Below are 22,747 nucleotides of genomic sequence, written 5' to 3' on the forward strand. Positions count from 1 at the left end.
GTTCTTCAATGTGATTCATACTACGTGTGTCTCATTCATTTTTTTATTAATAAATGTCAGCTGCAGCGAGAAAGTAACCAGCTAAACTACTAAAAAAACGAATAAGAGAAAGGATTTTGGAAATCAGATTCCTCCTTATTTCGAAGAGATGGCTTTCAAAATACTACTTATTTGGTTTTAGAGGATGGAGACATATGGATGCCACATTCTCTTTTTTGATTTTGCTATTAGATTAGAATAGTTTGAAATATAAATAAACTTAAGCTGTTTTTCTTCTAAACTTCACTCCATTTTTTAAAGGGAATAATCTCCACATGATGAATAGCCTCATAAGGAATACTTGTTGTATCTATATATAATCCCAGTTCATCAAAGCCGCTGATTATTCCAGTGATATCTTCAAAATAATTATTTTCTGTATCCCGCATGTCCAGTTGAACCGCAATAGTTTGCTGATATTTGTAAGCAGCAGCCAGAATTTCCTGAATTTCAGTTTCAGTCATAGTCGGCTTTCTTTTGATTATGTGCTGTTCTTTCTGCTGCTCTTTTGCAAGCTCAGCTGTATGTTCTGAAAGATACATTCCCTGCCATTTCAGCATTCCCCGATCTTTGTATTCTTGAAAATAAAAGGCGTTTAAATCAGTATTTTTTGGCATCGTATTCACTCCTTAAACCATCCATCCCACCAGCATGACCGCCAATCAGTGAAGCCCGACTAACAGCGGTTCCTCCTGACAGCAGTGAGTTTGCATGCAGAATAGCGGTAAATCCATATTTTTTTCGGATAGCATCAATCAAATTATCTAATTTGTGGTCATTGACCGGAGCTTGGGGATTATGGAACAGATCCAGTTGAATTGCATTAGTGTAAGTTAACTTTGAGAAAGAAACACCAATACGGCGTACTTCAATTCCAGTCCAATGCTCCCTGAAAATTTCTAAAATATATTCCTTCAAAAGCTTGGAACGGTTGGTTGCGGGAATTTTCATCTGATGGTGAAAGCCTTTGTTTCCTTGTTTTCTGTACCAGCTGGAGTAGCCTATGTAAAGCGCCACACATTGAGTCTGAGCGTCCTGCTGCCGCAGTCTTGCTGCAACCTGATCGGTCAGTTCCTGTAAAACCGTTTCTATTTCACGTTGAAAGCGGTAGTCTCTAGGCAGAATCTGATTATTATTAAGAGATTTTTCTTCAGGGATATAAGAATCGGCTAATCTAGTCCGGTCAATCCCCCAAGCATGAGCATAAAGCTGAAGTCCAATGACACCAAATTCATCCTTTAAGGCATACTCGTTTGTATGAGCCAGCTCATAAACTGAGTGGACATTCAGCTTTTCTAAGCGTTTTGCGGTTCGGCTGTTAATCCCCCACATTTCTGTCAGCGATTTGATTTTCCAAAGCGTTTCAGGGACTTGCTCATAGCGCCATTCAGCGATATAGGAATCATTATGTTTTGCCGCAACATCCATCGCCACTTTGGCCAGCAGCGGATTATCGCCGACACCAATAGTAACGGCTAAGCCAGTTTCTTTTTTTATGTGGGCCATAATTGTTTCAGCCAGTTCATAGGCGTTTTTTCCAAACAGCTTTTTACTGGCTGTAATATCAAGAAAGGATTCGTCGATGGAGTAGGCGTGAATGTCTTCAGTTGCGACATATTGTTTGTATATGTTGTTAATCTTCATATTTTCATCGATATAAAACTGCATTCTAGGAGGCACAATTCGTAGCTCTGGATGATCAGGTAAATCCCATTTTCGCATAACATTTGAGAGCCCCAGCTTTTCCTTTGCCATTGGTGAGGCAGAGAGAATCAAACCGCCGGCATTTTCAGCATTACTCATCACCACCAGCATCGCTTTTAATGGGTCTAAGCCCAGCTGAACGCATTCAACAGAAGCATAGAAGGACTTTACATCAATACATAAAATATCCCTGCGGGGCTCTTTACTATAGTCAAACCTCATGGTAATCCATCCTCTCCGTAAATAGTTCATCTCCATTATACGAACGTACGTTCCTTTTGTCTAGCATAAGATAATTAGCAGAAAGTGTGGATAGATTTTTTTAAAGTGACCGTAAGTCTGTTTATTATTAAATGATATAATGAAAAGAATATAGGATTACTTTTGTTAGTTTTAATAGAGCAGTTAAATTTTTTGTTTTGGAGGGAACAATGGCGACATATAGAACGATGCGTGGAGTATATGATTATAATTCAATTTTTATTAATTCAGATGCTGAGCCAGAAGAAGTCTTATCAATAATCGCACATGAAGTTGTACATGAATATCTGACGATATTCACAAATTTGGGACAGTTGTGCTGGTTGTTTAATAATCTAGCTTATAATTCTCGAAAGTACTTGGATATATATGATTACATCTTTTCAAGAGTAAATAAAAATGAAGAACAGCTTTGTCTTATTTTTGAAATATCTGTACAATTGGCAAGAAGCAAATTTAAGGACAACTGCAAAATGCTGGATTCATTTGATGAAGCGATGCACAACACATTTAAAAAGAATTACACATTTTATAAGGAATTTCTTCAATCTTTAAATGAAGAGAATTATATTGAAGTTATCGTGTTTTTAAGAACTATTGTATTTTCTTCCATGACAACTAAACTACCTGATATCACATTGAAACATGTGGAGGGGAAAAAACAGATAATTCAGTATTTCGAAGGAAATGATATTAACCCAAAAAGAAAATTGAAGAAGATAATAAAATTTTGTAATGATAACATGATGAATTACGGTATTATAGGTTTGACTAAGGCTATAGAGGAAAAATTTAATACTGATAATGCTTTACCCAATAGAATATTTAGTGTAAATCTTAAATCAGATACAATAAAAATTGATTATCAAGCTAGAAATAATCCGGTTACCCGAGAGTTTAAACTGAACCGAGATGAAGGGAAGCTGCGGGAGGATATAGGTTGGTCGATCGCTATTGGGAGATTATTGCTGGCATTGTCAGAGGAACAAAAATTGTTTGAGTCAGAGGATGTATGGAATCGAATGCTGACATTTTCTGATGAAATAGTAAGTAGTTTTAAAGAGGTGAAAAAGAAAGACGAATTAATAGATTTCTATAAAGAAAGCAAACAGTTATCTTTTGTTATTCCTTACAACACAGCAATTATGGAGATAGACAATAGTAGCTATGCAAAATATGTTAATGTACTGGGAATAAAATTTGATTTAAATGGAAAAAGAATTAAAGATATGTCTAAATACTTATTCCAAAAATTATCTTTAGAGGAGTATCAGTTGATTTCTGGAAATAATAACACTGAGTTTATGGCGAACCATACGAATTTGCTTTTCAGACTTACTCCGTTTAATAACAATTTCCTATATATTAAGAAGTTGGTCAACATTATGAAAAGTGAGGAGTCCCAATGGATAAATATATTTATATACAACAATGAAGTTCAAATAGAGTCATTTCTAAAATCTGTAAAAAGACACTTTTCAGATATTACTTATCGATATACGTATGAACAAGTTTCTGTTCTTGAAATAACTTCTTTAAAAGTTATGTTCTTTTTAAATACAAAAAAAATCGATGTCAAAAAGACTGATAATCCTGAACCTCCAAAAAAAGAAATAAATGTTCTTGTATCAATTTTTGAAGAAATTATCCAAAGCAGACATGTTCTATTCAAGTATTTAGATGGTAAAAAGCTTACTTTAGACTAAGGGGCTTTAAGTGTATCTAATAGTAAAAGATAGGATAAAAACTAAATAGTTAAAAATGGAGCTGTGTGTCAAGTATACAGAGAGCAACAGTGGAGCTGTTGACTAGAATGAGTAACTCATTTCATTGATAAACACTCCATTCGTTGAATCAGTCTTTTAGAGAACTTTTTCAAGCTACTTTCCAAAGGAGAACTATGCTATTATCTCTTAGAAAGCGAGTGTGAAAAGGTGATAAATAAATACGAAGAGTTATTGGAGCAGTTGAAAACTGGTGAAATCAGTGAATTAAAAATAGGAAATGCTGAATTTTTTCTTTTCCGGGAAGCCTGGCTGAATAGAGAAGATCGAATGAATTTCGTTGGGGAAGCTCATCATGGCGGTGCTGCTACTTACTGCTATAACACAGAAACTGTAGAGCTGGAACAAGCAGAGTGAATATACAAATATTAAAGAAAAGCCGTAAAAGAGTAGCAATAGTCACTCTTTTACGGCTTTTTCACTGTTGATATTTCTAAAAAGCAGTTCAATTAAGCAATACTTTTCAATGGCTTTGAGACGAATTCACGAATAAAAGAGTTGGGATTTCTGACAATGAATTTTTCAATCACAAGCTGCTGCCGGCTATTGTAATGACCAAATACTGAAAGCTCAAAGTGGTTATTTTCAAGAAATAACATCAGATTAGCTAAATCTCTTTTGGCCACTAAACAATTAATATCTTCTCCTTTAGTATGTAGGGTAAAGCGGACAAGCATATTTGGAAAAGCTGAAATTAGCCGAATCTTGTCTGCTGTTCCTACGTAGCTTCTTTCATTCATGACAGTCTCCTCGCTTTCTATAAATAGAAGTATTTATCTATAATCATTATACGAACGTTTGTTCTGTTTGTCTAGAATAAGATAATTTTCAGAAAGTAAAAAGTAGGTGATTGATATAGTTTAAAGTAGCAATAATAAACAGATAATTGAAATCGTGGCGGAAAGAATTATTAATGGTCTCTTTAGCTGATTAGACTTACATAAAATTAAAACTTACGGTATAATTAATAATGATAATCATTATCATTTGAGGAGAGGAGTGCAAAAAGATGTTTGTTCAAACCGTTGCATTTATCATAAAAAAAGAAGGTAAAGAAACCTTCGAGAATAAAACAAAGAAAGATGTTGCCTCAATGCAGGCATGGGAGAACTGTCTCTCCAGTGAGTGCTGGTATGCGGAAACAAAGGATACCTGTGAGTTCACATTAGTTTCAAAATGGCAGGATAAGAAGGATTTTCAAGCCTGGTTAAAGCGGCCTGAACATTTGGAAAAGCATCGGGCTGCTCATAAGAATAAAGAGAGCAGACCAGAGATTGTTTTAGATAAAATCAGAAAAAGCTACACGGTGTTTGCCTAATCCAGCAAAAGAGTTTCTCTATAGAAATATAATGCAGGAAAAAATCATGCTAAAACGAATAGACGCCTCAAAAGCTGTTTTTAGCAACAGTTTTTGAGACGTCTATTTTTAGTATGAGCAAAATTAGTTTTTACCTGTAAAGAAAGAAACGACAATAACAACAATTGCTGCACCCAGTATGGAAGGTACTAATGCCATTCCTGCTAAACTAGGACCCCAGTCTCCAAATAAGGCTTGACCAACTGAAGAACCAATCAAGCCGGCGATAATATTAAAAATACATCCGCTGGGTCTATCCTTGCTTGTTACTGATCCGGCAATCGAACCGATAATTGCTCCAACGATTAATGTCCATAACCAACTCATAATATCCCTCCTAACAATTAATTCTATTACATGATAACATAATATAATAGAAATCTAATCCGACGGAGGACTGATTTCAGTTCAATCGTTTTAGAAAAAATATAGCGGAGTGAAAAATATGCTGACAAAACAAGAAGAAAAAATTAGTAAGACAATTTCATATGCCTTGAGACACAAGCCGGAAGAGTTTGACCTGATTTTAGATGAAGAAGGTTATGTAGCAGTGAAGAGGTTTATTGAAAAGATGAATTGCAAGGAAAATCTTGGGTTGACAGAGGAGCTGTTACTGTCTCTTTTAGCAAGAAGTGACAAAAAGCGCTGGGAAATCAAGGATGAAAAAATAAGAGCAATTTACGGGCATAGCATTAAGAAGAAAATTGAAAAGACAGCAGCTGTTCCGCCGCAGTTTCTCTATCACGGAACAGCCCACCGTTTTACAGCCTCGATTTTGGAGCAAGGATTGATTCCAAAAGAACGTCAGTATGTCCATCTGTCTTCAGATATAGCAACAGCAGTTACAGTAGGCAAACGAAGAGACCGTTCTCCTGTATTATTCAAAGTGAATGCAGAAGCAGCTTTTCAAGGAGGCATCAGATTTTACCGCGAACCGGAAGATATTTGGCTGAGTGATAGGATTCCAGCTGACTATTTACAAATCATAACAGAACAGAAATAGATAGAAAAACGCAGCAATTGAACAGGATATGTAGTGACCACAATGAGTCTGGGACAGGTACTGCAGCATCCAGTGAACTACTGCGTTTTTCTTTTAATTGTCAATGGAGGTTTCCTGAGGCTGATTTGGTTGAACAGCTAATGAGCTGTTTGTCAGGATAATACTTACAATTCCTAGTGAAATCAGCAAGGCAGCCATCCCATATTTTCCGATTGCCGGAGAAATCATTAAGGAAAGGGAGGCTAGAATTTTACCAGCTTGGAAAATAATCCCATTAAAGGCTACATAGGCTCCCCGTTTGGAATTATCAATAATTTCAGCCAGAATTGTTTGCCGTGTTGGAACATAGAACAGCTCTCCCAAAGAAAAAACAATCGTAGCAATGAATAATACCAGCAGTTGATTGGAAAATGCCGTAACTGCATAACCAAAGCTGAATAGAATAAAGCCAGTATACATAATCGGCTTTTGTGAACGTCCGCTGACCCAACTGGCGACAGGAGCTGTGAACAGGACGATCATAATCGTGTTGACTGCTGTCAACAGACTAAGAATTTTTACGCCGTCTAAAGTGATGCTGCCTAGAGAACCAAAGTGCAGCACCATTTGTTGTAGTTCTTCTGCCAATCGAACAGAAACATAGTTATTGCGTTGAAATTCCACTGTCATAATAGCAATACCGGCTAATGTAAACAACAAGAAGCGACGGTCAATAACGACGGTTTGATAGTTTTTAAAGACAGCAGTTAAGCCGACATTTTTTTCTTGATGAGTGGTTTTAGTCATGGTCTCAGAAAGCATTTTAATGGTTAAGCCAGTTGTAAAAAGAGAAAGCAGAACTAGGGCGGCCAACAAGTAAAATAGATGTGTTTGGAAAAACCAGCCGCCAACCATGACGCCAATCAGCACCGATAAATTATTAGCCCAATAGCTGATAGAGTACATAAATGCCCGGTTTTCCGGTGTACTGACATCAATCAGCATAGCATCAGCAGCAGGATTAATCATTCCCTGAGCAACGCTGACTGTCAGCATCATTAAAAAGGTGAGCCAGACCGAATGAAGGAGAGCGGAGTTTGCCAGCAGCATACCTAGATAAGCAGCAGTTTTTAGCCATTCGCCAAGAACCATTAGCTGTTTTCGTCCGAAAATGTCTGTCAAATGACCGCCGTAAATCCCAGCAGCAAATTGAACGATGACATTAACCGTTACTAAAATGCCTGCAATGCCGCTATTTAGTTCCTTTGTCAGATAAACAGCCATGAACGGAAAAACCATCGAACCGACTACTTTGCTGAGAAATTGAATCATAATGCGCGCTCTAATATTAGGGTGTAGGGATTTTAACATGAAATTACTCCTTTCATTGAAATTATCAAATGGTTTGATATGATTATAAAAGAGGTTTGTAGTATTAAAAAGGGATTAATTTTTAAAAACGTGTCCCCTTTTAGAATGGGAGTTGACGAGATGGATTTCATTTATTATCAGCTGCGTGCATTTTTTTTGAAACGGGAGAAGCAAAATAAAGTGACCTTTAAACTAGTGGAACTGACAGATTTATGGCTGTGTACTGCGAAGCAATGCAAACGGCGGCTAAAGCAGTGTGAAGCGCTGGGAAAGCTGACTTATGTTCCGGGAAGAGGTAGAGGAAATGGCTCAGAGTTGATTTTTAGGGCGCCGTTTCAGCAGGAAGTACAGGAGATTGTGGAACAGGCACTTGAAACAAATTCATTGGATGATGTGATAGAGCTCTTGGGAATGGACATTCCCAAGGCATGGTTTGATGAGGTTTTTCAGGAAATACAAGGACTATTTGGCGTACAGCAGGGCTCAAATGATCAGGACATTCTGCGTTACATACTTAGAAGACCAATCACCTCACTTGATCCTTTGAAAGTTGCTGTTTCAAGAGAATCGTTTCTCATTCATCAGCTGGGAGATACACTTCTTCAATATGAAGACGGAGCCCACAGCTTGCAGCCGGGGCTGGCTCATCATTGGCGGGTTTCCAAGGATTATTGTCAATGGACATTTTTTCTCCGAAAGGGAGTCCGTTTCCATCACGGCAGAATGCTTACAAGTGAGGATGTGAAATACACGCTGCTGCGGGCACGAAATCCTGAATCGGTTGTTTCTTGGCAACTGCAGAATATTAAAGATATATCCTGTGATAATGAGTATGTTGTAACCATTCATCTGAATAAAGGTGAACCTTTTTTTGGTCATTACTTGGCAATGGGAAATTTAGCTATCCTGCCGTATGATATTTCTTTTGATGAAAAGAGATGGGTTTCGACAGGTCCGTTTAAAATTAGAAATTATTCTGATCAGTCGTTAACATTAGAAGTATTTGAAGACTATTATGGTCTGCGTCCCTTAATGGATCGAATTGAATTTTGGGTTATTGAAAATCAGGAGCTGCCGGTAACGGTATTGACTGATGCAGAGTTTTCAAAAAAGGATGAGTATGTAGAGTACAGTAAAGAGAATGTTGGGGTAGAATTTCTGATGTTTAACTTCCAAAGCCAATCTGTGATTCAGCACCCAAAGTTTCGGGAAGCAATCTACCATCTGCTGGATGGAGTAGAAATGAAAAAAGAATTGGCGATTGGTATGTCGGCCTCAAGATTTCATCCAGAAAAATCTAAACCAGTGCCAAAAGAATGCTCAAAAGTTGCTGAGTTGTTGGAAGAAGCAGGTTATCAAGGGGAAGTATTGACCTTAGGTACCTTTAGTTATTTGGAAGCAAGAAAGAAAGCAGAGTGGCTGCAAAAGCGGGCTGCAGCCTACGGAATTCAGCTGGAGCTACGAAAAATGCCGATTTCAGGAACCTTTTACACTAAAGAATATGAAGAAGAAACAGATATGATGATGGCAGCAGACGTACCGATTGCTAATCAAGAATTGGCATTTTTAGATTTTTGTTCTAATCCGAATTTATTTTGTCAGCGTCTTTTTTCAAAAGCTATTCTATCAGTGCTTAATAAGAAAATTGAAAAAATGAAATTTAACGAAGATTATTCTAAACGGCAGTTGGTTTATGAGCAGATTGATCAGTGGCTGACAACAAATTATTTTCTTGTCTACATCTCTCATCCAGTAAAAAGGGAGCTAATTCATTCAACGATCAAACGTCAGGGGAAAGAATTTTTTAGTAATTTAGATTTACGAACAGTTTGGGCTGAAAGAGGAGACACAGTATAGCGATGGAACAGGGATGAAGATAATGATTTAAAAAATAAAAAATCCGGAAAAGCGGTAATATACATTACACACTTTTCCGGATTTTCTTTGAATAATCATTTATCTTACTCGGGTAAATTCCATAGTAGTTGAAATATCTAATATATTTCCTGATCTTAGAACATAATTTTTTAAAGAATCGCCTTCGGCATCCTCCTCATCTGCCGGGAAGAGCCATTCAAATTTGTACTCATCAGCTTCCTGAGCAGTTTTATCTTTAAACAGCTTAAAGGAGTCACTTGTATCGCTGACGGGGATAATATCATACGCACCGGCATCTAAGTCTTCACCAATAATAATTTCTCCGGAAAATTGACCAGTTTCTCCGACAGCCAAAGCAATTACAGTTGTGTCAACGCTGTCGGATTCTATAGGGGTGCTTGTTGTAGAAGTAGTCGTTTCAGATTTTGTAGAATCGGTAGAGCTTTCTCCGGTAATTTTCTTAATGACTTCATCTTTTGATCCATCAAAATCTTCTTCTGAAACACCAATTCGAATAGTCGCTCCCTTTTCAGCATAATAACCAGCTTTTTCTTTTCCAACCTGTTCATCACTAAAATAAGTTAAGTTTTTTTGAGCTAGGAGGGTGTTACACTCGCCTTTTTTGAGAAAATGCTTTTCTTCCTCAGCTTTTTCTTTGAAAGAAGCAGATACAAATTCTACCTTTAGTCCAAGTTCTTTAAAGGCAGCTTCAACTTCTTCGTAAGGCTTGAATAAAGTATCCGGCACTTTGATTTTATTTTCTAAAGATATTTCGGAAGAAACAGTTGTTTCTATGCTGCTGCTTTCCTTAACTGAATTTTCCGAGTTAGTTGAGGTGCATGCTGAAATAAGAATTGCAGAGGCCAATAGCCCCAACACTAATTTTTTATTTTTCATTTTTTTCTCCTTTTGAATAAAGATTATACTAACATTCATTTTCCAAGCTATATGTTTTCAGATAAAGGTTCCACCCCTAAGGGAATAGCCACTCTCAGCCAAAATTATCCAAAGATAAGTCCGATAGATAGATTAAACAAAGCCTGTCACAAGAAAAGTGACAGGAAGAATGCTGTCTTCGGTCAGTTCTTTTCTGGTAAAATGACCTGCTATCTGGAAATAATAAAGAAATAGGCCAGAGAGAGCAGCAGCGGTATGACCATAATGATACTGATGATTAAGGGAATTAATGGTAATGCATACCAGCCGTTGCCGAATTTTTTCTTTCGTTTTACTGTGGCCATTGCGCCAATTGAAAACAAGCTCAGAACAAAGGTGATGAGACCTGTCAAACCAACAATTAAAATTCCCCCAATTAATACTAAGGCAGCTACCATTAGTATTAAAAAAAACAATGCACCTACTGCCATATTTTTCAACTCCTTTGATGATTCTCATTTTTTAACCAACTTCACAACAACTTCACAACGGGCGGTTTGAGGAAACATATCTACAGATTGAAGATATTCAACATGGAAGGCCTTGACCAGCTGAACTAGGTCTCTGGCCAGTGTAGAAACATTGCATGAGACATAGACCATTTTTTTAGGAGGATACTGCAGAATTGCTTGAAGCAGCTTTGAATCCAAACCAGTGCGGGGCGGGTCAACAATAATTCCATCAGGTCTAAAGCCTTCTCCCAGCCATTTTGGCAGCAGCTCTTCTGCGGTGCCAACCTCATAGCGTGTATTTGATGCCCCTAGCTCAGCAGCATTTTTTCTAGCATCGTCAATAGCAGCTGGAATGGTGTCCATTCCCCGTACCCCTTTGGCCTGATGAGCTAAACTTAATCCAATCGTACCAACACCGCAATAAGCATCAACTACTGATTCATCTGGCTTTAAATCCAAAGCTTTCCGGGCTTCATCGTAAAGCTTTTCAGTCTGTTCTGGATTCAGCTGGAAAAAGGCTCTTGGAGACAAATCAAAAGATAACTCACTGATGCGTTCTCTAATGCTTTCTTTCCCCCATAGATGGATGGTCTGGTCGCCCATAATTAAAGAAGTTTTCTTATTCTGAACGTTCTGCATAATGGAAACTACTTCCGGCAGTTTAGCTTGAATATCATTAATTATTTTTTGCTTTTGCGGGAATTTTTGAGATTGGGTGATAAAAACAACTTGAACCTCGCCAGTTTGAACACCTATACGGACCATTAATGTGCGGAAAATACCGCTGTTTTTCCGTTCATCATAAATTGGCAGATGATAGTTATTCAGCAGTTCTACCAGCGTATTCATAACGTTGGTGACAGTCGTATCCTGAACCAAACAATTATCGATTGGAACCAATGTATGTGAGTCCGGCTGATACAACCCGGCCTCAACAGTACCATTATTTTCGCGAAGCTGAAACTGGGCTTTATTTCGATAATTCCATGGATCTTTCATACCGATTGTTTTCCGAAGCTCATAGTTTTGATAATTTGCTGGTTTGAATTTTGTTAGCGCCTGTTTCAGCAAATCTTTTTTGTAAACCAATTGGGCTTGATAATTTAAGTGCTGTAGCTGACAGCCGCCGCATTTTTCATAAACCGGGCAAGGCGGTGTTATTCTGTCAGGAGAAGGCTTACTGATTTTTGTTAGCTCTCCTTCAATAAATTTAGGACTTACTTTTGTAACCTTTATTGAAACCTGTTCCTGAGGCAGTGCGTTGGGAACAAAGACAATGGTACGCTTATAATAGCCGATTCCTTCGCCGTTAATCCCTAGCCGTTTTATTTTTAAAGGAATTGTTTGACCGATTTTTACTTGCTGATTATTCATGATGACTTCCTTTTATATCAGATTTTATTTTTATAGACAGCTTAATTTTAGCATAGATTTTCCGGTTTGGCTTCTTGATAATATATGGTATAGTAGAATGTATGTTCTGATAAGAGAGGTGGAAAGAAATGGAGAAGATTATAAAAATCACTAGAGAGAAATCTCAGTTCTATCTTGTCTGGCTGTCTTCAGGGGAAAAGCTCCGTGTTTCAGAGGACACACTAGTTCGTTATCGTCTACTGAAAGATCAGGAAATCTCGCCTGAGCAGATTGAAGAAATTAAAAATGCTGGTTCATATGATGTAGGCTTACAGCTGTCACTCCATTATCTCAGCTACCAGCTGCGGACAAAAAAAGAAATCAGAGATTATCTAAAGGATAAAGAAATTCCTCAGAGAGATAGAGAAAAAATTATTCACCAGCTGCAGGAGATGCAGCTGCTTGATGATTATGTATACAGTGAAAGCTATGTTCGAACCATAATGAAGACTTCAGATAAAGGACCTAAACAGGTAGAACAGCAGCTGAAGAAAAAAGGCGTAGAGGAAGAGGCAATTCTGCATGGCTTGTCTGTCTATACAGAGGTAGAACAGCGGACAATTGCTTCAAAAGCTGCGGAAAAGAGTATGCGGCGTTATCGGGACAAAAGCTTTAAGGACGCTGTACAGAAGACGAAGCTTCACCTGATTCAAAAAGGTTTTTCAAAGGATATTATCGAACAGGTCATGACCGAGTTAGCTTTTGAAAAGGATGAAGAGCAGGAAGCAGAGCAGCTACAAAAACAAGGAGATAAGCTGTGGGAAAAGCATCGTAATTTAGAGCCGAGGAAGCGCAGCCTGAAGCTAAAGCAGGCGCTCTATCAAAGAGGCTTCGATTTCGATTTGATTGCCCAGTTTGTCAGCGAGAAGGAACTGGAAAATGATGAAGAATAATCAACTGCTGGATACACCTGAGAAAATCCGGAGTTTTCAAATTGAATTTATTGAGTGGTATGAGAAGGAAAAGAGAAATCTGCCTTGGCGTATAAATCTGGATCCCTACCGTATCTGGATTTCAGAAATTATGCTGCAGCAGACGCGGGTAGATACAGTAATCGATTATTATTATCGGTTCATGGAGTGGTTTCCAACCATTAAAGCACTGGCTGAGGCTTCTGACGAAAGGCTTCTCAAAGCATGGGAAGGCTTAGGCTATTATTCCCGAGCTAGAAATCTAAAGGCGGCAGCTCAGCAGATTATAAGCGATTTTGAAGGAGAGATGCCAAAGTCAATTGAAGAAATCCGCGAGCTGAAGGGAATTGGTCCCTATACAGCTGGAGCTATCGGCAGTATTGCTTTTGGACTTCCCGAGCCGGCTATCGACGGGAATGTCATGCGGGTTGTCAGTCGGCTGTTTGAAATTGAGGCAGATATTGCGAAGGCATCCAGCCGCAAGCTATTTGATGAAGCAATGCGGCTGATTATTGATGAGCAGCGTCCAGGCGATTTCAATCAGGCGATGATGGACTTGGGCTCAGCCATTTGCACCCCAACTTCACCTAAATGTGAAGCCTGTCCTATCCAATCTTATTGTGCTGGCTATGCAAATGGGACGATGACCAGCTATCCAGTAAAATCAAAAAAAATGAAGCCTAAAGATGTTTATTATATCGGTACAATTATTGAAAATAAAAAGCAGGAATATTTAGTAGAACAACGCAGTGATAAAGGTCTGCTGGCTAATATGTGGCTTTTTCCGATTAAAGAAGTGACGAAGAAAGAATTTGAAGCCATGCAAAGGGACTGGGCTGAAGTGAATCAGCAGCTTGCACTGGATATTGATCAGGAGTCTTTAGTCGCTGAAGAGAGCAGCAGTCAGCTTTTAAACAGCTATGATCAGGTAGTTTGGCAGAAACGGTCTTTAGGAGAGGTAACTCATATCTTTAGTCATTTGAAATGGCATATTTTGGTCTTTTACGGTAGAGGTACTGAGAATCACCCGCTTGAGCCCCAGCAGGAATGGCTGTCAGCTGAACGCTTTTCAGAGTATGTCTTTCCAAAGCCTCAGCAAAAAATGGTTGAGCTGCTGAAAAAAGAATTTTCTTCAAAAAAATAATTATGTTATTTTTTATTTATAAAAGACATACAAATAATAAAAAAGAATACGAAAGCCTAGAAAAAAACCTTGGATATCCAAGATTTTTTTCTAGGCTTTCTCTTTTTATAATATCATAAAATGAGACAAATTAATAGACTATACATACTCGCCTTTCTATGGTATTAAGTATGTGCCATAAGGGAGGAAGAGCTATGAAGTATGATTTTAGTTTGTTATTTAATGGAGAAATGGAACAAGATTTAAAGCAAATCAATCAAGGCATTAAAAGGAATGAAATGATACTAACCACGCAGCAGCTTAAGGTTATACTGGCAAGCCGGGGAAAAGCGTTGCAGGATAGTCACCTGTTGGAGCTAGCCTTGGAAACACAAAAGTATCTGGCCGCTCATTTATCGGAATCAGCCTTTGTGACGCCTAACAACTATTTTTCTGACTTACTTGATTTGCAGGAACTGTTTTATTTTATACGTAGTGATACGGCTTTTTCATGGTCGGATCAGGATATTTTGGATAAAATGCTGACGGTATTTGAAAAATATGAAGGCTCAATTCCTCATATTCAAGGGTATTTTGAGGAATGGCTTGTAGCAGAAAAATTGACAGGAGGAAGTCTGAATGAACCAGTTGATGAATAATTTTCACTTTTCAGAATCGGACGTCCTGCTTCTGCTGAAACAGCTTTTATTGGAAAAAGTCAGTGGAACTTCTGTTGTACCAGTAGATGAAGCAGAGAATGTTTTGCTTTCACTATTATATACAATGAATCATGCAGAAGCCGGCAATCAGCAGTTGTCAGCAGCTGCTGCTTTTGAACAAGGAAAGCTGCAGTTGAAGAAACACTTAGCTAGAGCAGAAGGGCTTTATCAAGAGGTGCTTCAAACAAGGACGCCGCTTCCGGTAGAATCCTATCAGAATTTGTTACAGGATTTCAGTGAATTTTTTGTTAGCTATGATATGGAATACGGCGCACATCAGACTGGAGCGTTATGGATTGATTATCAGCTGGCCTTTCCTTTAGATGACCAACAGCTAAAGGGTGTGGACTTTGTGGAGGCTTTTCTAGCTGCGCTGTTATGGGAAAATAATTTCTGTAAAGCCTTTTCTGCTAGCTGTTTATTGGAGTTATTTCAAGCCTATGAACGACAGGTGAAGGTTGATTATCAAACGGATATAAATAATATTTATGAACGTGTTTTTTTTCAAGCGTTTGGCAAGCAGTTAATTGGTAGAGACTTCACAAATACGCTATTATTTTCTAATGCCGAAATTGATGAGCTTTTGGAAAAAGCTCATCAAATAAATCATCATCATCAGGAAAAGTTTTTCAAAGAAATGCTTTGTAGACTAGAGCTTTCGGATAGTGTTTATTATCGAAAAAGTCTGGGGAATTTTCTCTATAAGCTGGACAATAACACTGCAAAGGATCAGAAATCCTTGTTTATTTTAAAAAAAGAACCAGCTAGTCTCTTTATAGCAAATGAAGGCCTGTTAATGGAAAGCTTCACTGAGGTTGTCACTCAGGCAGCAGTATTGAAGAGTACAGATAAAGTTGCTTTTTTAATTGAAAGCTTCGTATCCATTTACGATTATCTGGATTTTTTTGAGCTGGAGCTTTTGTCTGAAAAGGAATATGAACTGCTGTTTAAAAGTTTACAACTGGAGATGATTGCTGTTTTAATCAAGTTTAGCGCACAAAGAGATGAGTGGGAGGAGATTGTAAAGCTGGAAGATTTCATGAGGCTGGAGTTTAAGGAGCCTTGGAAAATAGACTTTTACAACTATCTAAATTCTTTAAAGGCAGATACAAGAAAACGTGTGGATGACCACTTGAAGCAGCTTGAACTACCCTCTTTAGATTTTCAATGAGAAGTAAGAACTCTCCTGTATGCAAATGTAAAAATTATGCTATAATTAAGTGGATATCGATGTAATGAGAACCTGAATGAAAATATATTGAAAATTTCATTTAAGGGAAAGTTGGGGTACTATGAAGATTCCTAAAGAGGGAGAGTTTGTAACGATTCAGAGTTATAAACATGACGGTCATTTACATCGAACATGGCGAGATACTATGGTATTAAAAACAAGTGAGTATTCTTTGATTGGCGTGAACGATCACACTCTGGTGACAGAGTCTGACGGACGTCGCTGGGTTACTCGAGAACCAGCAATTGTTTATTTCCACAAAAAATACTGGTTCAACGTAATAGCAATGATCAGAGAAAAGGGGGTTTCTTATTATTGCAATCTTGCTTCACCGTATCTGTTAGATGATGAAGCATTGAAGTATATCGATTATGATTTGGATATCAAGGTCTTCCCTGATGGAGAGAAGCGTCTTCTTGATGTGGATGAGTATGAATTTCACAGTAAAATAATGAACTATCCAAGTGATATCGATTTTATTTTAAAAGAGAATGTTAAAATTCTTGTAGATTGGATTAATAATGAGCGTGGACCGTTTTCTGATGCCTATATTGATATCTGGTATCGGCGTTACCAGCAGCTGGCTAAAAAATAGTCGATGTAAATGGACTGTATGAATATAAAAGCCCCTGTACTTTCGTGTACAGGGGCTTTTATATTTGGCGAAGGGATACTATTTATGGCTGTAAAGTCAGTAACATCAAGGGAGAGACTGAGAGAAGAATTTGGCTAAGGCCTAGCTTCACGAGCAAGTTCTTTTCCACAATTAGCGTGAGAGCTGAACAAAATCGTTCTACTTTTCTCAGCTTGTGACTGACTGGCGATTCCCTTTTTTACTCCAACGGTTGTACTACTTAACTTCATTCGAATGTCTGTTTATAAAACATCATGACATTCCAAGAATAGGGATGCAGAGACTAATCAGGAAGGGCTTGATAGATGTCCCGTAGTTTGGCAGCAGCGGAGGCAACATGTGGTTCAACTGTTGCTTCCAGACTGGCAAACATTAGGGGCTTATCATGTTTTAAAAAGCTGAGGATTTGGTCATAATTCATCCAGCCTGTTCCTACAGGTACAATTTTGACTTGATTGTTTTCAATAATGAAATCTTTAAGATGAAAGCTAGCAATGTCGTCGCGAAGCTGGTTCAGCGCATTGTAGACAACTGCTTCCTGTTGCTGATGATTTTCGACAGAAATCAAGTTGGCACAGTCCATAATAATTTTCAGGTTTGGCGATTGAACTTCCTTTATCAATCTTAGTGCCAGCTCTGAAGTGTGCAGAGGATGATTAATCCCTGCTTCAACACCAACTGTTACACCAAACTTTTCTGCAAAGGCGGTTAACTCAATGACCGAATCACGAGCTAGCTGATAAGCTTCTTCAGTGAAGTTTTTAGTTGTATAGCCATCACCGACAGAGCCGGTTTCTGTTCCGACAACAGCCGCATGATAATCGTTAGCTAAAGTGATGTGGTGCTTAAAAATATCCAGTTCGCGGCGACGAAACTGCGGATCTGGCGAAGCCATATTGATATAGCAGCCTAAAACAGAAATTTTAATTCCCATGCGCTGTAGATAATCACTAATAAAGCTGGCGGTACCGCTGGAAATACTCCGTAAGTCTGGAGCAAATTCTGGAAAAGACTTTTTGACAGCCAGCTGGATATGGGACAGGTCATGTTTTAGTACCTTATCAGCCAGTTCTTCACGGGAATCGGCTGATAAGTCGTGGGCACGAATACCAAGGTTCAAAGGAATCATTGCTTTTCTCCTTTTTCTAATTTTTGTTAATGATGGCTAAGTCTTATCGAAGGCTCAGGTTATAGTTCTATTACTTTTATCAGTATACGAGTCAAGCGGTGCATCTATAAATGTTGAAAGCAGCGTGTGGATAGAAATAGAAAATTTCTGTTAAAAATTAAAATAGTGTTCAGCATTGGTATAGCTAATCGCCTGAACAAGGGTTCCTAAAGTTTTTTCATCAGCAGGAGCTTCGCCTCGTTCCACGATTTCACCAACGAACTCACAAAGGACACGGCGGAAGTATTCGTGGCGGGTATAGGATAAAAAGCTGCGTGAATCTGTCAGCATACCAACAAAATTATGGAGAACACTGCCGTCAGCTAACTGTGTAAGCTGTTCCCGCATCCCAGCACGGGTATCATTAAACCACCAGCCGGAACCTAGCTGTAGCTTGCCGGCAACTTCTTTTTGGAAGCAGCCCAGTAGAGCAACCAAGGCTGGATAATCATTTGGATTCAGCGAGTAGAGAATGGTTTTTGGCAGCTGATTGCTGCTTTCGGCTCGATTTAAAAGCTGCTGCAGCGGAATTGTAATGGATAAATCATTGATGCCGTCGTAACCAGTGTCGGGTCCTAGCTGTGCCAGCATCCTCTGGTTGCAGTTTCGGTAAGCATGAATGTGAAGCTGCATAGTCCATCCGTATTGATGGTAAAAATGAATCAGTCGAATGAGAGTTTCTGTGCGGTAGCTGTGAAGCTCTGTCTCTGTCAGAGGTAAACCGCGCAGCCCTTTTTGAAAAATTGCTTCCAGTGTATCGCTGTCCGCTTCTTCATAGAGAAGAATATCAAGGGCATGGTCAGAGAGACGTCCGCCCAGTTTGTGAAAGAAATCAATACGGCTGCCAAGAGCGGCAATCAGTTCTTCATAGGTAGTTACCGGCATTTCACTGGATTCTGATAAGCGGTGAATCCACTGATTAAAGCCGGTATGATGAATATTCAATGCTTTATCCGGGCGAAACGAGGGCAGGACTTTGAAATGAGACTCTTCATCAGCCAAAAGCTTATGATAAGCTAAATCATCGCTGGGATCATCTGTTGTACAAACCACTTTTACGTTTGAACGACGAATGATTTCTCGGCGTTTAAATGCAGTTGTTTTTAGTTTTTCATTTACAAGAGTCCAGATTGTCTCAGCATTTTCCGGAGTAACAAGAAGGTCAATGTCAAAAAAACGCTTCAGTTCTAAATGAGTCCATGTGTATAAAGGATTTCCGATTAGCTTCGGTACAGTTTCACACCAAACCATAAACTTATCATAATCGGACGCTTCTCCAGTGATATGAGATTCCGGAACTCCACAGGCGCGCATCAGCCGCCATTTATAGTGATCGCCGGAAAGCCAAGCTTCAGTGATATTCGTGAAGTTTTGATTTTCATAGATTTCCTTAGGTTCCAAGTGACAGTGGTAGTCGATAATCGGCATGGCTGCAGCATGCTCATGAAAGAGTTTTTTTGCCCAGTCAGTAGACAGTAAAAAATCATCATTTAAAAACATAGTGGTCAATCCTTCTTTCTAATGAATAATTTCACAATAATGTGTTTGAAGCAGTGAGAAAAACGTTGGATAGAACAGAAAATAAGCATAGGTTCCGCTATTCTTTCTCTGCTAAATGGAGCCGACAGGAGCGGAAAAGCTGCACTCCGCTCTACTGGCAGCTCGTATATAAAAGATTCTATAAGCTACATGGAGTTATAGTGTAACGCCGTTTTTGAAGATTGCGACTTCCCGAACGTCATTTTCTTCGTTACGAGTAGGTTCACCGCTAGCTACAGCAATAATTTTTTGAATAAATTCTTCAAGAACCTCCTCCATAGGCTGTTCCAAAAGCGTTCCCGCATTAAAATCCATCCAATGACCCTTTCGGTCAAAAATGGTGTTGTTCGTAGCCACTTTGACTGTTGGTACATAGGCGCCAAAAGGTGTTCCGCGACCTGTAGTGAACAATACTAGATGACAGTCTGATGAAGCTAAAGCAGAGGCTGCCACTAAATCGTTCCCAGGCGCTTGAAGTAAACTCAAGCCTTTTTTGCTCAGCTTTTCGCCATATTTCAGCACGTCGACGACGGGAGCTGTTCCGGCTTTTTGAGTACATCCCAAAGATTTATCTTCTAAAGTAGTTATTCCGCCGGCTTTGTTTCCAGGCGAAGGGTTCTCATAGACAGGTTCACCGTAAGATAGAAAATACTGTTTGAAATCATTGATTAAATGAACAATCTGGTCAAAAACTTCTTCATTTTCAGCACGGGCCATCAGCATCTGCTCTGCACCAAACATTTCTGGTACTTCTGTGAGAATCGTACTTCCTCCTTGAGCGATGAGAAAGTCTGAAAAAGCTCCTAGTAAAGGATTGGCGGTGATACCTGAGAAGCCATCGGAGCCGCCGCATTTTAGACCAACATTCAATTCTGCAAGAGGAACCTCCTGCCGGTAATCATTTTTAGCTTCCTCATAGAGTTCCTCCAGCAGCTCTACACCTTTTTCCACTTCATCGTAGACTTCTTGAGCGACTAAAAATTTCACCCGTCTTTTGTCGTATTCACCTAGCTTTTCCTCAAACTCAGGAACTGTGTTGTTTTCACAGCCCAATCCAAAAACAAGAACACCACCTGCATTTGGATGCTTCACTGCATCAATCAGGACGTCGCGGGTATTTTGGTGATCGGTTCCCAGCTGAGAACAGCCGTAGGGATGCTTTAAAATAGTGATGTTGTCAAAAGCACCAAGATCAGGATGCTTTGCTTTGAATTCCTTAAGCATCAGCTCAGCCATACCGTTAACACAGCCGACAGTAGGAACGATGAACAAATCATTTCGAATCCCCACCTTACCGTCGGCACGTTTGTAGCCTTTAAATGTTAAATCAGTTTTTGGGTAATGAATCTGTTGAAGATTCGGCTGATAGGAATAATCCAGCTCGCCGGATAAATTGGTCTTTACATTATGAGTGTGTAGCCAATCGCCGATAATAGTGTCGCTTAAAACATGACCAATAGGGTAGCCGTATTTAATCACATGCTGATCTTTAGCCATATTAGTCAGAGCAATTTTGTGACCTTGAGGAATATCATGATTAGCAGTTATTTCCTGTTCATTTAGCTGCAGTATCTCGCCAGCTGTAATAGGGCGTAGGGCAACTGCCACAGTATCATTGGGATTTAGCGTTATTAAGGGGGCTTTTGTTAATGTTTCAGGCATGGACTTTTTCTCCTTTATTTATATTTTGAATAAGCTCTCTAGCTCCTTTTGTATCCAATACTAATAAATCTTGCTTAACCTGTTCTGTTAGTCCGGGAATAGTAGTCAAGTCTTTTCCCCATAGAGCAGTCTCAGCAAGCAATATCTGAACAGCCGTGTCCGGATTTTCCCAGGCTGCTTCAAATATGTTAAGAACAGCTTCATCATCCTGTGGTGTAATAGAATCGCCTTTATATGAACGAAGCAAGGCAGCCAAAGCGGCTGTCATGTATGGCGGCAAGGCGTTTCGCTGCTTTTGATAAGTCAGGAAAACAGGCAGCAGTCTGGCAGTATACTTGGAAACACTGTTTAAAGCAATCGCATTTAACTGATGATGGGCAAAAGGGTTTAAAAAGCGTTCCTTGATTTGTTCAGCATAAGCAGACAGTTCATCTTCCGGCAGAGTCAGCATAGGAATCAGTTCATCTGTAAACAAATGATCAATAAAATATCTGAAATCAGTATCCTTCATCATGTCTTCTACGGTCTCTACTCCTGCCAACAAACCTAGGGGAACCATTGCGGTATGAGGACCATTGAGCAAATGAACCTTTCTTTGACGATAAGGAGTCATATCCTCTGTAACAATCACGTTTAATCCAGCTTTTGCTAAAGGAAGTGCTTTTTTTAAGCTTTGTGGACCTTCAATCACCCATAGCATAAATGGCTCTGCTTTGACCATTAAACGGTCTTCGTAGCCATGCTGCTGATTAAGCTCCGCAGCTGTATCCCTTGGATAACCTGGTACAATCCGGTCAACTAGACTACAGCAGAAAATATTGTCCTGTTCAAGCCATTGCTTAAAAGCAGGTCCTAATTGCCAGTCATCTGCATAACGAAGCACGATTTCTTTTAGCTTCTCACCGTTACGATCAATTAACTCACAAGGAATAATAATCAGCCCCTTTTTTTCAAGCTGAAAACGTCGATAGAGAAAAGCAGTTAGTTTTCCAGGATAGCTCTGCTGAGGACTATCCGCAAGGCTGTCATTAGGAAGATATTGAATACCGGCTTCTGTTGTGTTGGAAACAATAAACTCAAGAGAGTCATTCTCTGCTAAAGATAGATATGCGTCCCAGTCTTTATAAGGATTGATGACTGAATCAATCACCGTGATGACCTCAGAAGAGTTGATTAACTCCTGATTTAACAAGCCTTCTAAAATGACTGTATAGAGGTTATCCTGTTCTTCCAGCATTTCACCTAAGCCTTGATTAATGGGTTGAACCACTGCCACTGAACCGTTGAAGAGGTTTTGTTTATTCATCTGCTGAATCTGCCAGTCTACGAAGGCCCTCATAAAATTCCCTTCACCAAATTGAAGTACTTTCACGGGGAGTGTTTCTCTTTTGATTTTTTCATTTGTTAGTCTGTTCATATTGGAAAACATCCTTTCGTATTAAATGCACACGTTAACAATTTTATTTAAAAAGCTATGGATGACAAGGAAATCCAAAACTTTTATGATTATTTGAAAAAGAATAACTATTCTTAAAAACGTTTTAACAGCTCCGCTTTTTCTAATTCACTGCTTGAGCAGGATT

22 protein-coding genes are annotated in these 22,747 nt (G+C 39.0%); 10 read left to right on the top strand and 12 right to left on the bottom strand.

Annotated features, from left to right (window positions below):
* Positions 1–275: 275 nt before the first annotated feature.
* Both ACPWSO_RS11065 and ACPWSO_RS11070 read right to left on the bottom strand, forming a co-directional pair.
* Entirely contained in the window at positions 276–656 is a 381-nt protein-coding gene (locus ACPWSO_RS11065) for a hypothetical protein (RefSeq protein WP_426083295.1), read from the bottom strand.
* Entirely contained in the window at positions 640–1,965 is a 1,326-nt protein-coding gene (locus tag ACPWSO_RS11070) for a Y-family DNA polymerase (protein ID WP_426083297.1), read from the bottom strand. Before ACPWSO_RS11070 ends, ACPWSO_RS11065 begins: the two co-directional genes overlap by 17 nt.
* 209 nt (positions 1,966–2,174) lie before the next feature.
* Here ACPWSO_RS11070 and ACPWSO_RS11075 point away from each other — a divergent pair, with 209 nt between their 5' ends.
* A complete protein-coding gene (locus ACPWSO_RS11075) occupies positions 2,175–3,710 on the top strand; it encodes a hypothetical protein (protein WP_426083299.1) in 1,536 nt (511 codons plus the stop codon).
* 228 nt (positions 3,711–3,938) lie between these two features.
* Positions 3,939–4,145 carry a hypothetical protein gene (locus ACPWSO_RS11080; protein ID WP_426083301.1) on the top strand — a complete coding sequence of 69 codons (207 nt, stop codon included), beginning with the start codon at positions 3,939–3,941 and terminating at the stop codon, positions 4,143–4,145.
* Between the two features lie 92 nt (positions 4,146–4,237).
* Here the strand turns inward: ACPWSO_RS11080 and ACPWSO_RS11085 are convergent, their stop codons facing one another.
* Complete coding sequence (locus ACPWSO_RS11085; protein ID WP_426083303.1) at positions 4,238–4,528, bottom strand: hypothetical protein; 291 nt, start codon at positions 4,526–4,528, stop codon at positions 4,238–4,240.
* Positions 4,529–4,797: 269 nt separating this feature from the next.
* Here ACPWSO_RS11085 and ACPWSO_RS11090 point away from each other — a divergent pair, with 269 nt between their 5' ends.
* A complete protein-coding gene (locus tag ACPWSO_RS11090; RefSeq protein WP_426083305.1) occupies positions 4,798–5,106 on the top strand; it encodes an antibiotic biosynthesis monooxygenase family protein in 309 nt (102 codons plus the stop codon).
* 123 nt (positions 5,107–5,229) lie between these two features.
* Here ACPWSO_RS11090 and ACPWSO_RS11095 read toward each other — a convergent pair whose 3' ends face one another.
* Complete coding sequence (locus tag ACPWSO_RS11095; RefSeq protein WP_426083307.1) at positions 5,230–5,472, bottom strand: GlsB/YeaQ/YmgE family stress response membrane protein; 243 nt, start codon at positions 5,470–5,472, stop codon at positions 5,230–5,232.
* A 118-nt stretch (positions 5,473–5,590) separates the two neighbouring features.
* Here ACPWSO_RS11095 and ACPWSO_RS11100 point away from each other — a divergent pair, with 118 nt between their 5' ends.
* On the top strand, positions 5,591–6,148 hold the full coding sequence (locus ACPWSO_RS11100; protein WP_426083309.1) for an RNA 2'-phosphotransferase: 558 nt from the start codon (positions 5,591–5,593) through the stop codon (positions 6,146–6,148).
* 93 nt (positions 6,149–6,241) lie between these two features.
* On the opposite strand, the gene ACPWSO_RS11105 is transcribed toward ACPWSO_RS11100, so the two are convergent.
* Positions 6,242–7,459, bottom strand: coding sequence for an MDR family MFS transporter (locus ACPWSO_RS11105; RefSeq protein ID WP_426083311.1), 1,218 nt, complete (start codon positions 7,457–7,459; stop codon positions 6,242–6,244).
* A gap of 159 nt (positions 7,460–7,618) precedes the next feature.
* On the opposite strand from ACPWSO_RS11105, the gene ACPWSO_RS11110 reads away from it, so the two are divergent.
* Entirely contained in the window at positions 7,619–9,355 is a 1,737-nt protein-coding gene (locus tag ACPWSO_RS11110) for an ABC transporter substrate-binding protein (protein ID WP_426083313.1), read from the top strand.
* A 99-nt stretch (positions 9,356–9,454) separates the two neighbouring features.
* Here the strand turns inward: ACPWSO_RS11110 and ACPWSO_RS11115 are convergent, their stop codons facing one another.
* The 3 genes from ACPWSO_RS11115 to rlmD all read right to left on the bottom strand — a co-directional run bounded on the left by ACPWSO_RS11115 (position 9,455) and on the right by rlmD (position 12,138).
* Positions 9,455–10,273, bottom strand: coding sequence for a hypothetical protein (locus ACPWSO_RS11115; protein ID WP_426083315.1), 819 nt, complete (start codon positions 10,271–10,273; stop codon positions 9,455–9,457).
* A gap of 209 nt (positions 10,274–10,482) precedes the next feature.
* The gene (locus ACPWSO_RS11120) at positions 10,483–10,743 is read right to left on the bottom strand and encodes a hypothetical protein (RefSeq protein ID WP_426083317.1); all 261 of its coding nucleotides are present in this window, start codon (positions 10,741–10,743) and stop codon (positions 10,483–10,485) included.
* Positions 10,744–10,767: 24 nt separating this feature from the next.
* A complete protein-coding gene (gene rlmD / locus ACPWSO_RS11125) occupies positions 10,768–12,138 on the bottom strand; it encodes a 23S rRNA (uracil(1939)-C(5))-methyltransferase RlmD (protein ID WP_426083319.1) in 1,371 nt (456 codons plus the stop codon).
* Between the two features lie 128 nt (positions 12,139–12,266).
* Here rlmD and recX point away from each other — a divergent pair, with 128 nt between their 5' ends.
* The 5 genes from recX to ntdP all read left to right on the top strand — a co-directional run bounded on the left by recX (position 12,267) and on the right by ntdP (position 16,756).
* On the top strand, positions 12,267–13,070 hold the full coding sequence (gene recX / locus ACPWSO_RS11130) for a recombination regulator RecX (RefSeq protein ID WP_426083321.1): 804 nt from the start codon (positions 12,267–12,269) through the stop codon (positions 13,068–13,070).
* Entirely contained in the window at positions 13,060–14,232 is a 1,173-nt protein-coding gene (mutY, locus tag ACPWSO_RS11135) for an A/G-specific adenine glycosylase (protein WP_426083489.1), read from the top strand. The genes recX and mutY overlap by 11 nt, the downstream gene beginning before the upstream one ends.
* Before the next feature lie 194 nt (positions 14,233–14,426).
* Positions 14,427–14,870, top strand: coding sequence for a DUF6323 family protein (locus ACPWSO_RS11140; protein ID WP_426083323.1), 444 nt, complete (start codon positions 14,427–14,429; stop codon positions 14,868–14,870).
* Complete coding sequence (locus tag ACPWSO_RS11145) at positions 14,851–16,101, top strand: DUF6179 domain-containing protein (protein ID WP_426083325.1); 1,251 nt, start codon at positions 14,851–14,853, stop codon at positions 16,099–16,101. Before ACPWSO_RS11140 ends, ACPWSO_RS11145 begins: the two co-directional genes overlap by 20 nt.
* A 121-nt stretch (positions 16,102–16,222) precedes the next feature.
* Complete coding sequence (gene ntdP / locus ACPWSO_RS11150; protein ID WP_426083327.1) at positions 16,223–16,756, top strand: nucleoside tri-diphosphate phosphatase; 534 nt, start codon at positions 16,223–16,225, stop codon at positions 16,754–16,756.
* Positions 16,757–17,078: 322 nt separating this feature from the next.
* Here the strand turns inward: ntdP and ACPWSO_RS11155 are convergent, their stop codons facing one another.
* From ACPWSO_RS11155 to ACPWSO_RS11170, 4 genes are all read right to left on the bottom strand, one after another.
* Positions 17,079–17,924 (bottom strand): sugar phosphate isomerase/epimerase family protein, encoded by an 846-nt coding sequence (locus ACPWSO_RS11155; RefSeq protein WP_426083329.1) that lies wholly within the window; start codon positions 17,922–17,924, stop codon positions 17,079–17,081.
* Positions 17,925–18,074: 150 nt separating this feature from the next.
* Positions 18,075–19,463: a glucuronate isomerase gene (uxaC, locus tag ACPWSO_RS11160; protein WP_426083331.1), complete on the bottom strand. Its 1,389-nt coding sequence runs from the start codon at positions 19,461–19,463 to the stop codon at positions 18,075–18,077.
* Positions 19,464–19,658: 195 nt separating this feature from the next.
* The gene (locus ACPWSO_RS11165) at positions 19,659–21,164 is read right to left on the bottom strand and encodes a UxaA family hydrolase (protein WP_426083333.1); all 1,506 of its coding nucleotides are present in this window, start codon (positions 21,162–21,164) and stop codon (positions 19,659–19,661) included.
* Entirely contained in the window at positions 21,157–22,581 is a 1,425-nt protein-coding gene (locus ACPWSO_RS11170) for a tagaturonate reductase (protein ID WP_426083335.1), read from the bottom strand. Before ACPWSO_RS11170 ends, ACPWSO_RS11165 begins: the two co-directional genes overlap by 8 nt.
* Positions 22,582–22,747: the final 166 nt, after the last annotated feature.

Origin of the sequence: Enterococcus sp. LJL51, assembly GCF_049894025.1 — a bacterium.
GTDB lineage: Bacteria > Bacillota > Bacilli > Lactobacillales > Enterococcaceae > Enterococcus_L.

Excerpts from the sequence above, each read along its gene's own strand:
- ACPWSO_RS11065 (WP_426083295.1), bottom strand. The coding sequence starts at position 656 with ATGCCAAAAAATACTGATTTAAACGCCTTTTATTTTCAAGAATACAAA.
- ACPWSO_RS11070 (WP_426083297.1), bottom strand. The coding sequence starts at position 1,965 with ATGAGGTTTGACTATAGTAAAGAGCCCCGCAGGGATATTTTATGTATT.
- ACPWSO_RS11075 (WP_426083299.1), top strand. The coding sequence starts at position 2,175 with ATGGCGACATATAGAACGATGCGTGGAGTATATGATTATAATTCAATT.
- ACPWSO_RS11085 (WP_426083303.1), bottom strand. The coding sequence starts at position 4,528 with ATGAATGAAAGAAGCTACGTAGGAACAGCAGACAAGATTCGGCTAATT.
- ACPWSO_RS11090 (WP_426083305.1), top strand. The coding sequence starts at position 4,798 with ATGTTTGTTCAAACCGTTGCATTTATCATAAAAAAAGAAGGTAAAGAA.
- ACPWSO_RS11095 (WP_426083307.1), bottom strand. The coding sequence starts at position 5,472 with ATGAGTTGGTTATGGACATTAATCGTTGGAGCAATTATCGGTTCGATT.
- ACPWSO_RS11100 (WP_426083309.1), top strand. The coding sequence starts at position 5,591 with ATGCTGACAAAACAAGAAGAAAAAATTAGTAAGACAATTTCATATGCC.
- ACPWSO_RS11105 (WP_426083311.1), bottom strand. The coding sequence starts at position 7,459 with ATGATTCAATTTCTCAGCAAAGTAGTCGGTTCGATGGTTTTTCCGTTC.
- ACPWSO_RS11110 (WP_426083313.1), top strand. The coding sequence starts at position 7,619 with ATGGATTTCATTTATTATCAGCTGCGTGCATTTTTTTTGAAACGGGAG.
- ACPWSO_RS11115 (WP_426083315.1), bottom strand. The coding sequence starts at position 10,273 with ATGAAAAATAAAAAATTAGTGTTGGGGCTATTGGCCTCTGCAATTCTT.
- ACPWSO_RS11120 (WP_426083317.1), bottom strand. The coding sequence starts at position 10,743 with ATGGCAGTAGGTGCATTGTTTTTTTTAATACTAATGGTAGCTGCCTTA.
- rlmD (WP_426083319.1), bottom strand. The coding sequence starts at position 12,138 with ATGAATAATCAGCAAGTAAAAATCGGTCAAACAATTCCTTTAAAAATA.
- recX (WP_426083321.1), top strand. The coding sequence starts at position 12,267 with ATGGAGAAGATTATAAAAATCACTAGAGAGAAATCTCAGTTCTATCTT.
- mutY (WP_426083489.1), top strand. The coding sequence starts at position 13,060 with ATGAAGAATAATCAACTGCTGGATACACCTGAGAAAATCCGGAGTTTT.
- ACPWSO_RS11140 (WP_426083323.1), top strand. The coding sequence starts at position 14,427 with ATGAAGTATGATTTTAGTTTGTTATTTAATGGAGAAATGGAACAAGAT.
- ACPWSO_RS11145 (WP_426083325.1), top strand. The coding sequence starts at position 14,851 with ATGAACCAGTTGATGAATAATTTTCACTTTTCAGAATCGGACGTCCTG.
- ntdP (WP_426083327.1), top strand. The coding sequence starts at position 16,223 with ATGAAGATTCCTAAAGAGGGAGAGTTTGTAACGATTCAGAGTTATAAA.
- ACPWSO_RS11155 (WP_426083329.1), bottom strand. The coding sequence starts at position 17,924 with ATGATTCCTTTGAACCTTGGTATTCGTGCCCACGACTTATCAGCCGAT.
- uxaC (WP_426083331.1), bottom strand. The coding sequence starts at position 19,463 with ATGTTTTTAAATGATGATTTTTTACTGTCTACTGACTGGGCAAAAAAA.
- ACPWSO_RS11165 (WP_426083333.1), bottom strand. The coding sequence starts at position 21,164 with ATGCCTGAAACATTAACAAAAGCCCCCTTAATAACGCTAAATCCCAAT.
- ACPWSO_RS11170 (WP_426083335.1), bottom strand. The coding sequence starts at position 22,581 with ATGAACAGACTAACAAATGAAAAAATCAAAAGAGAAACACTCCCCGTG.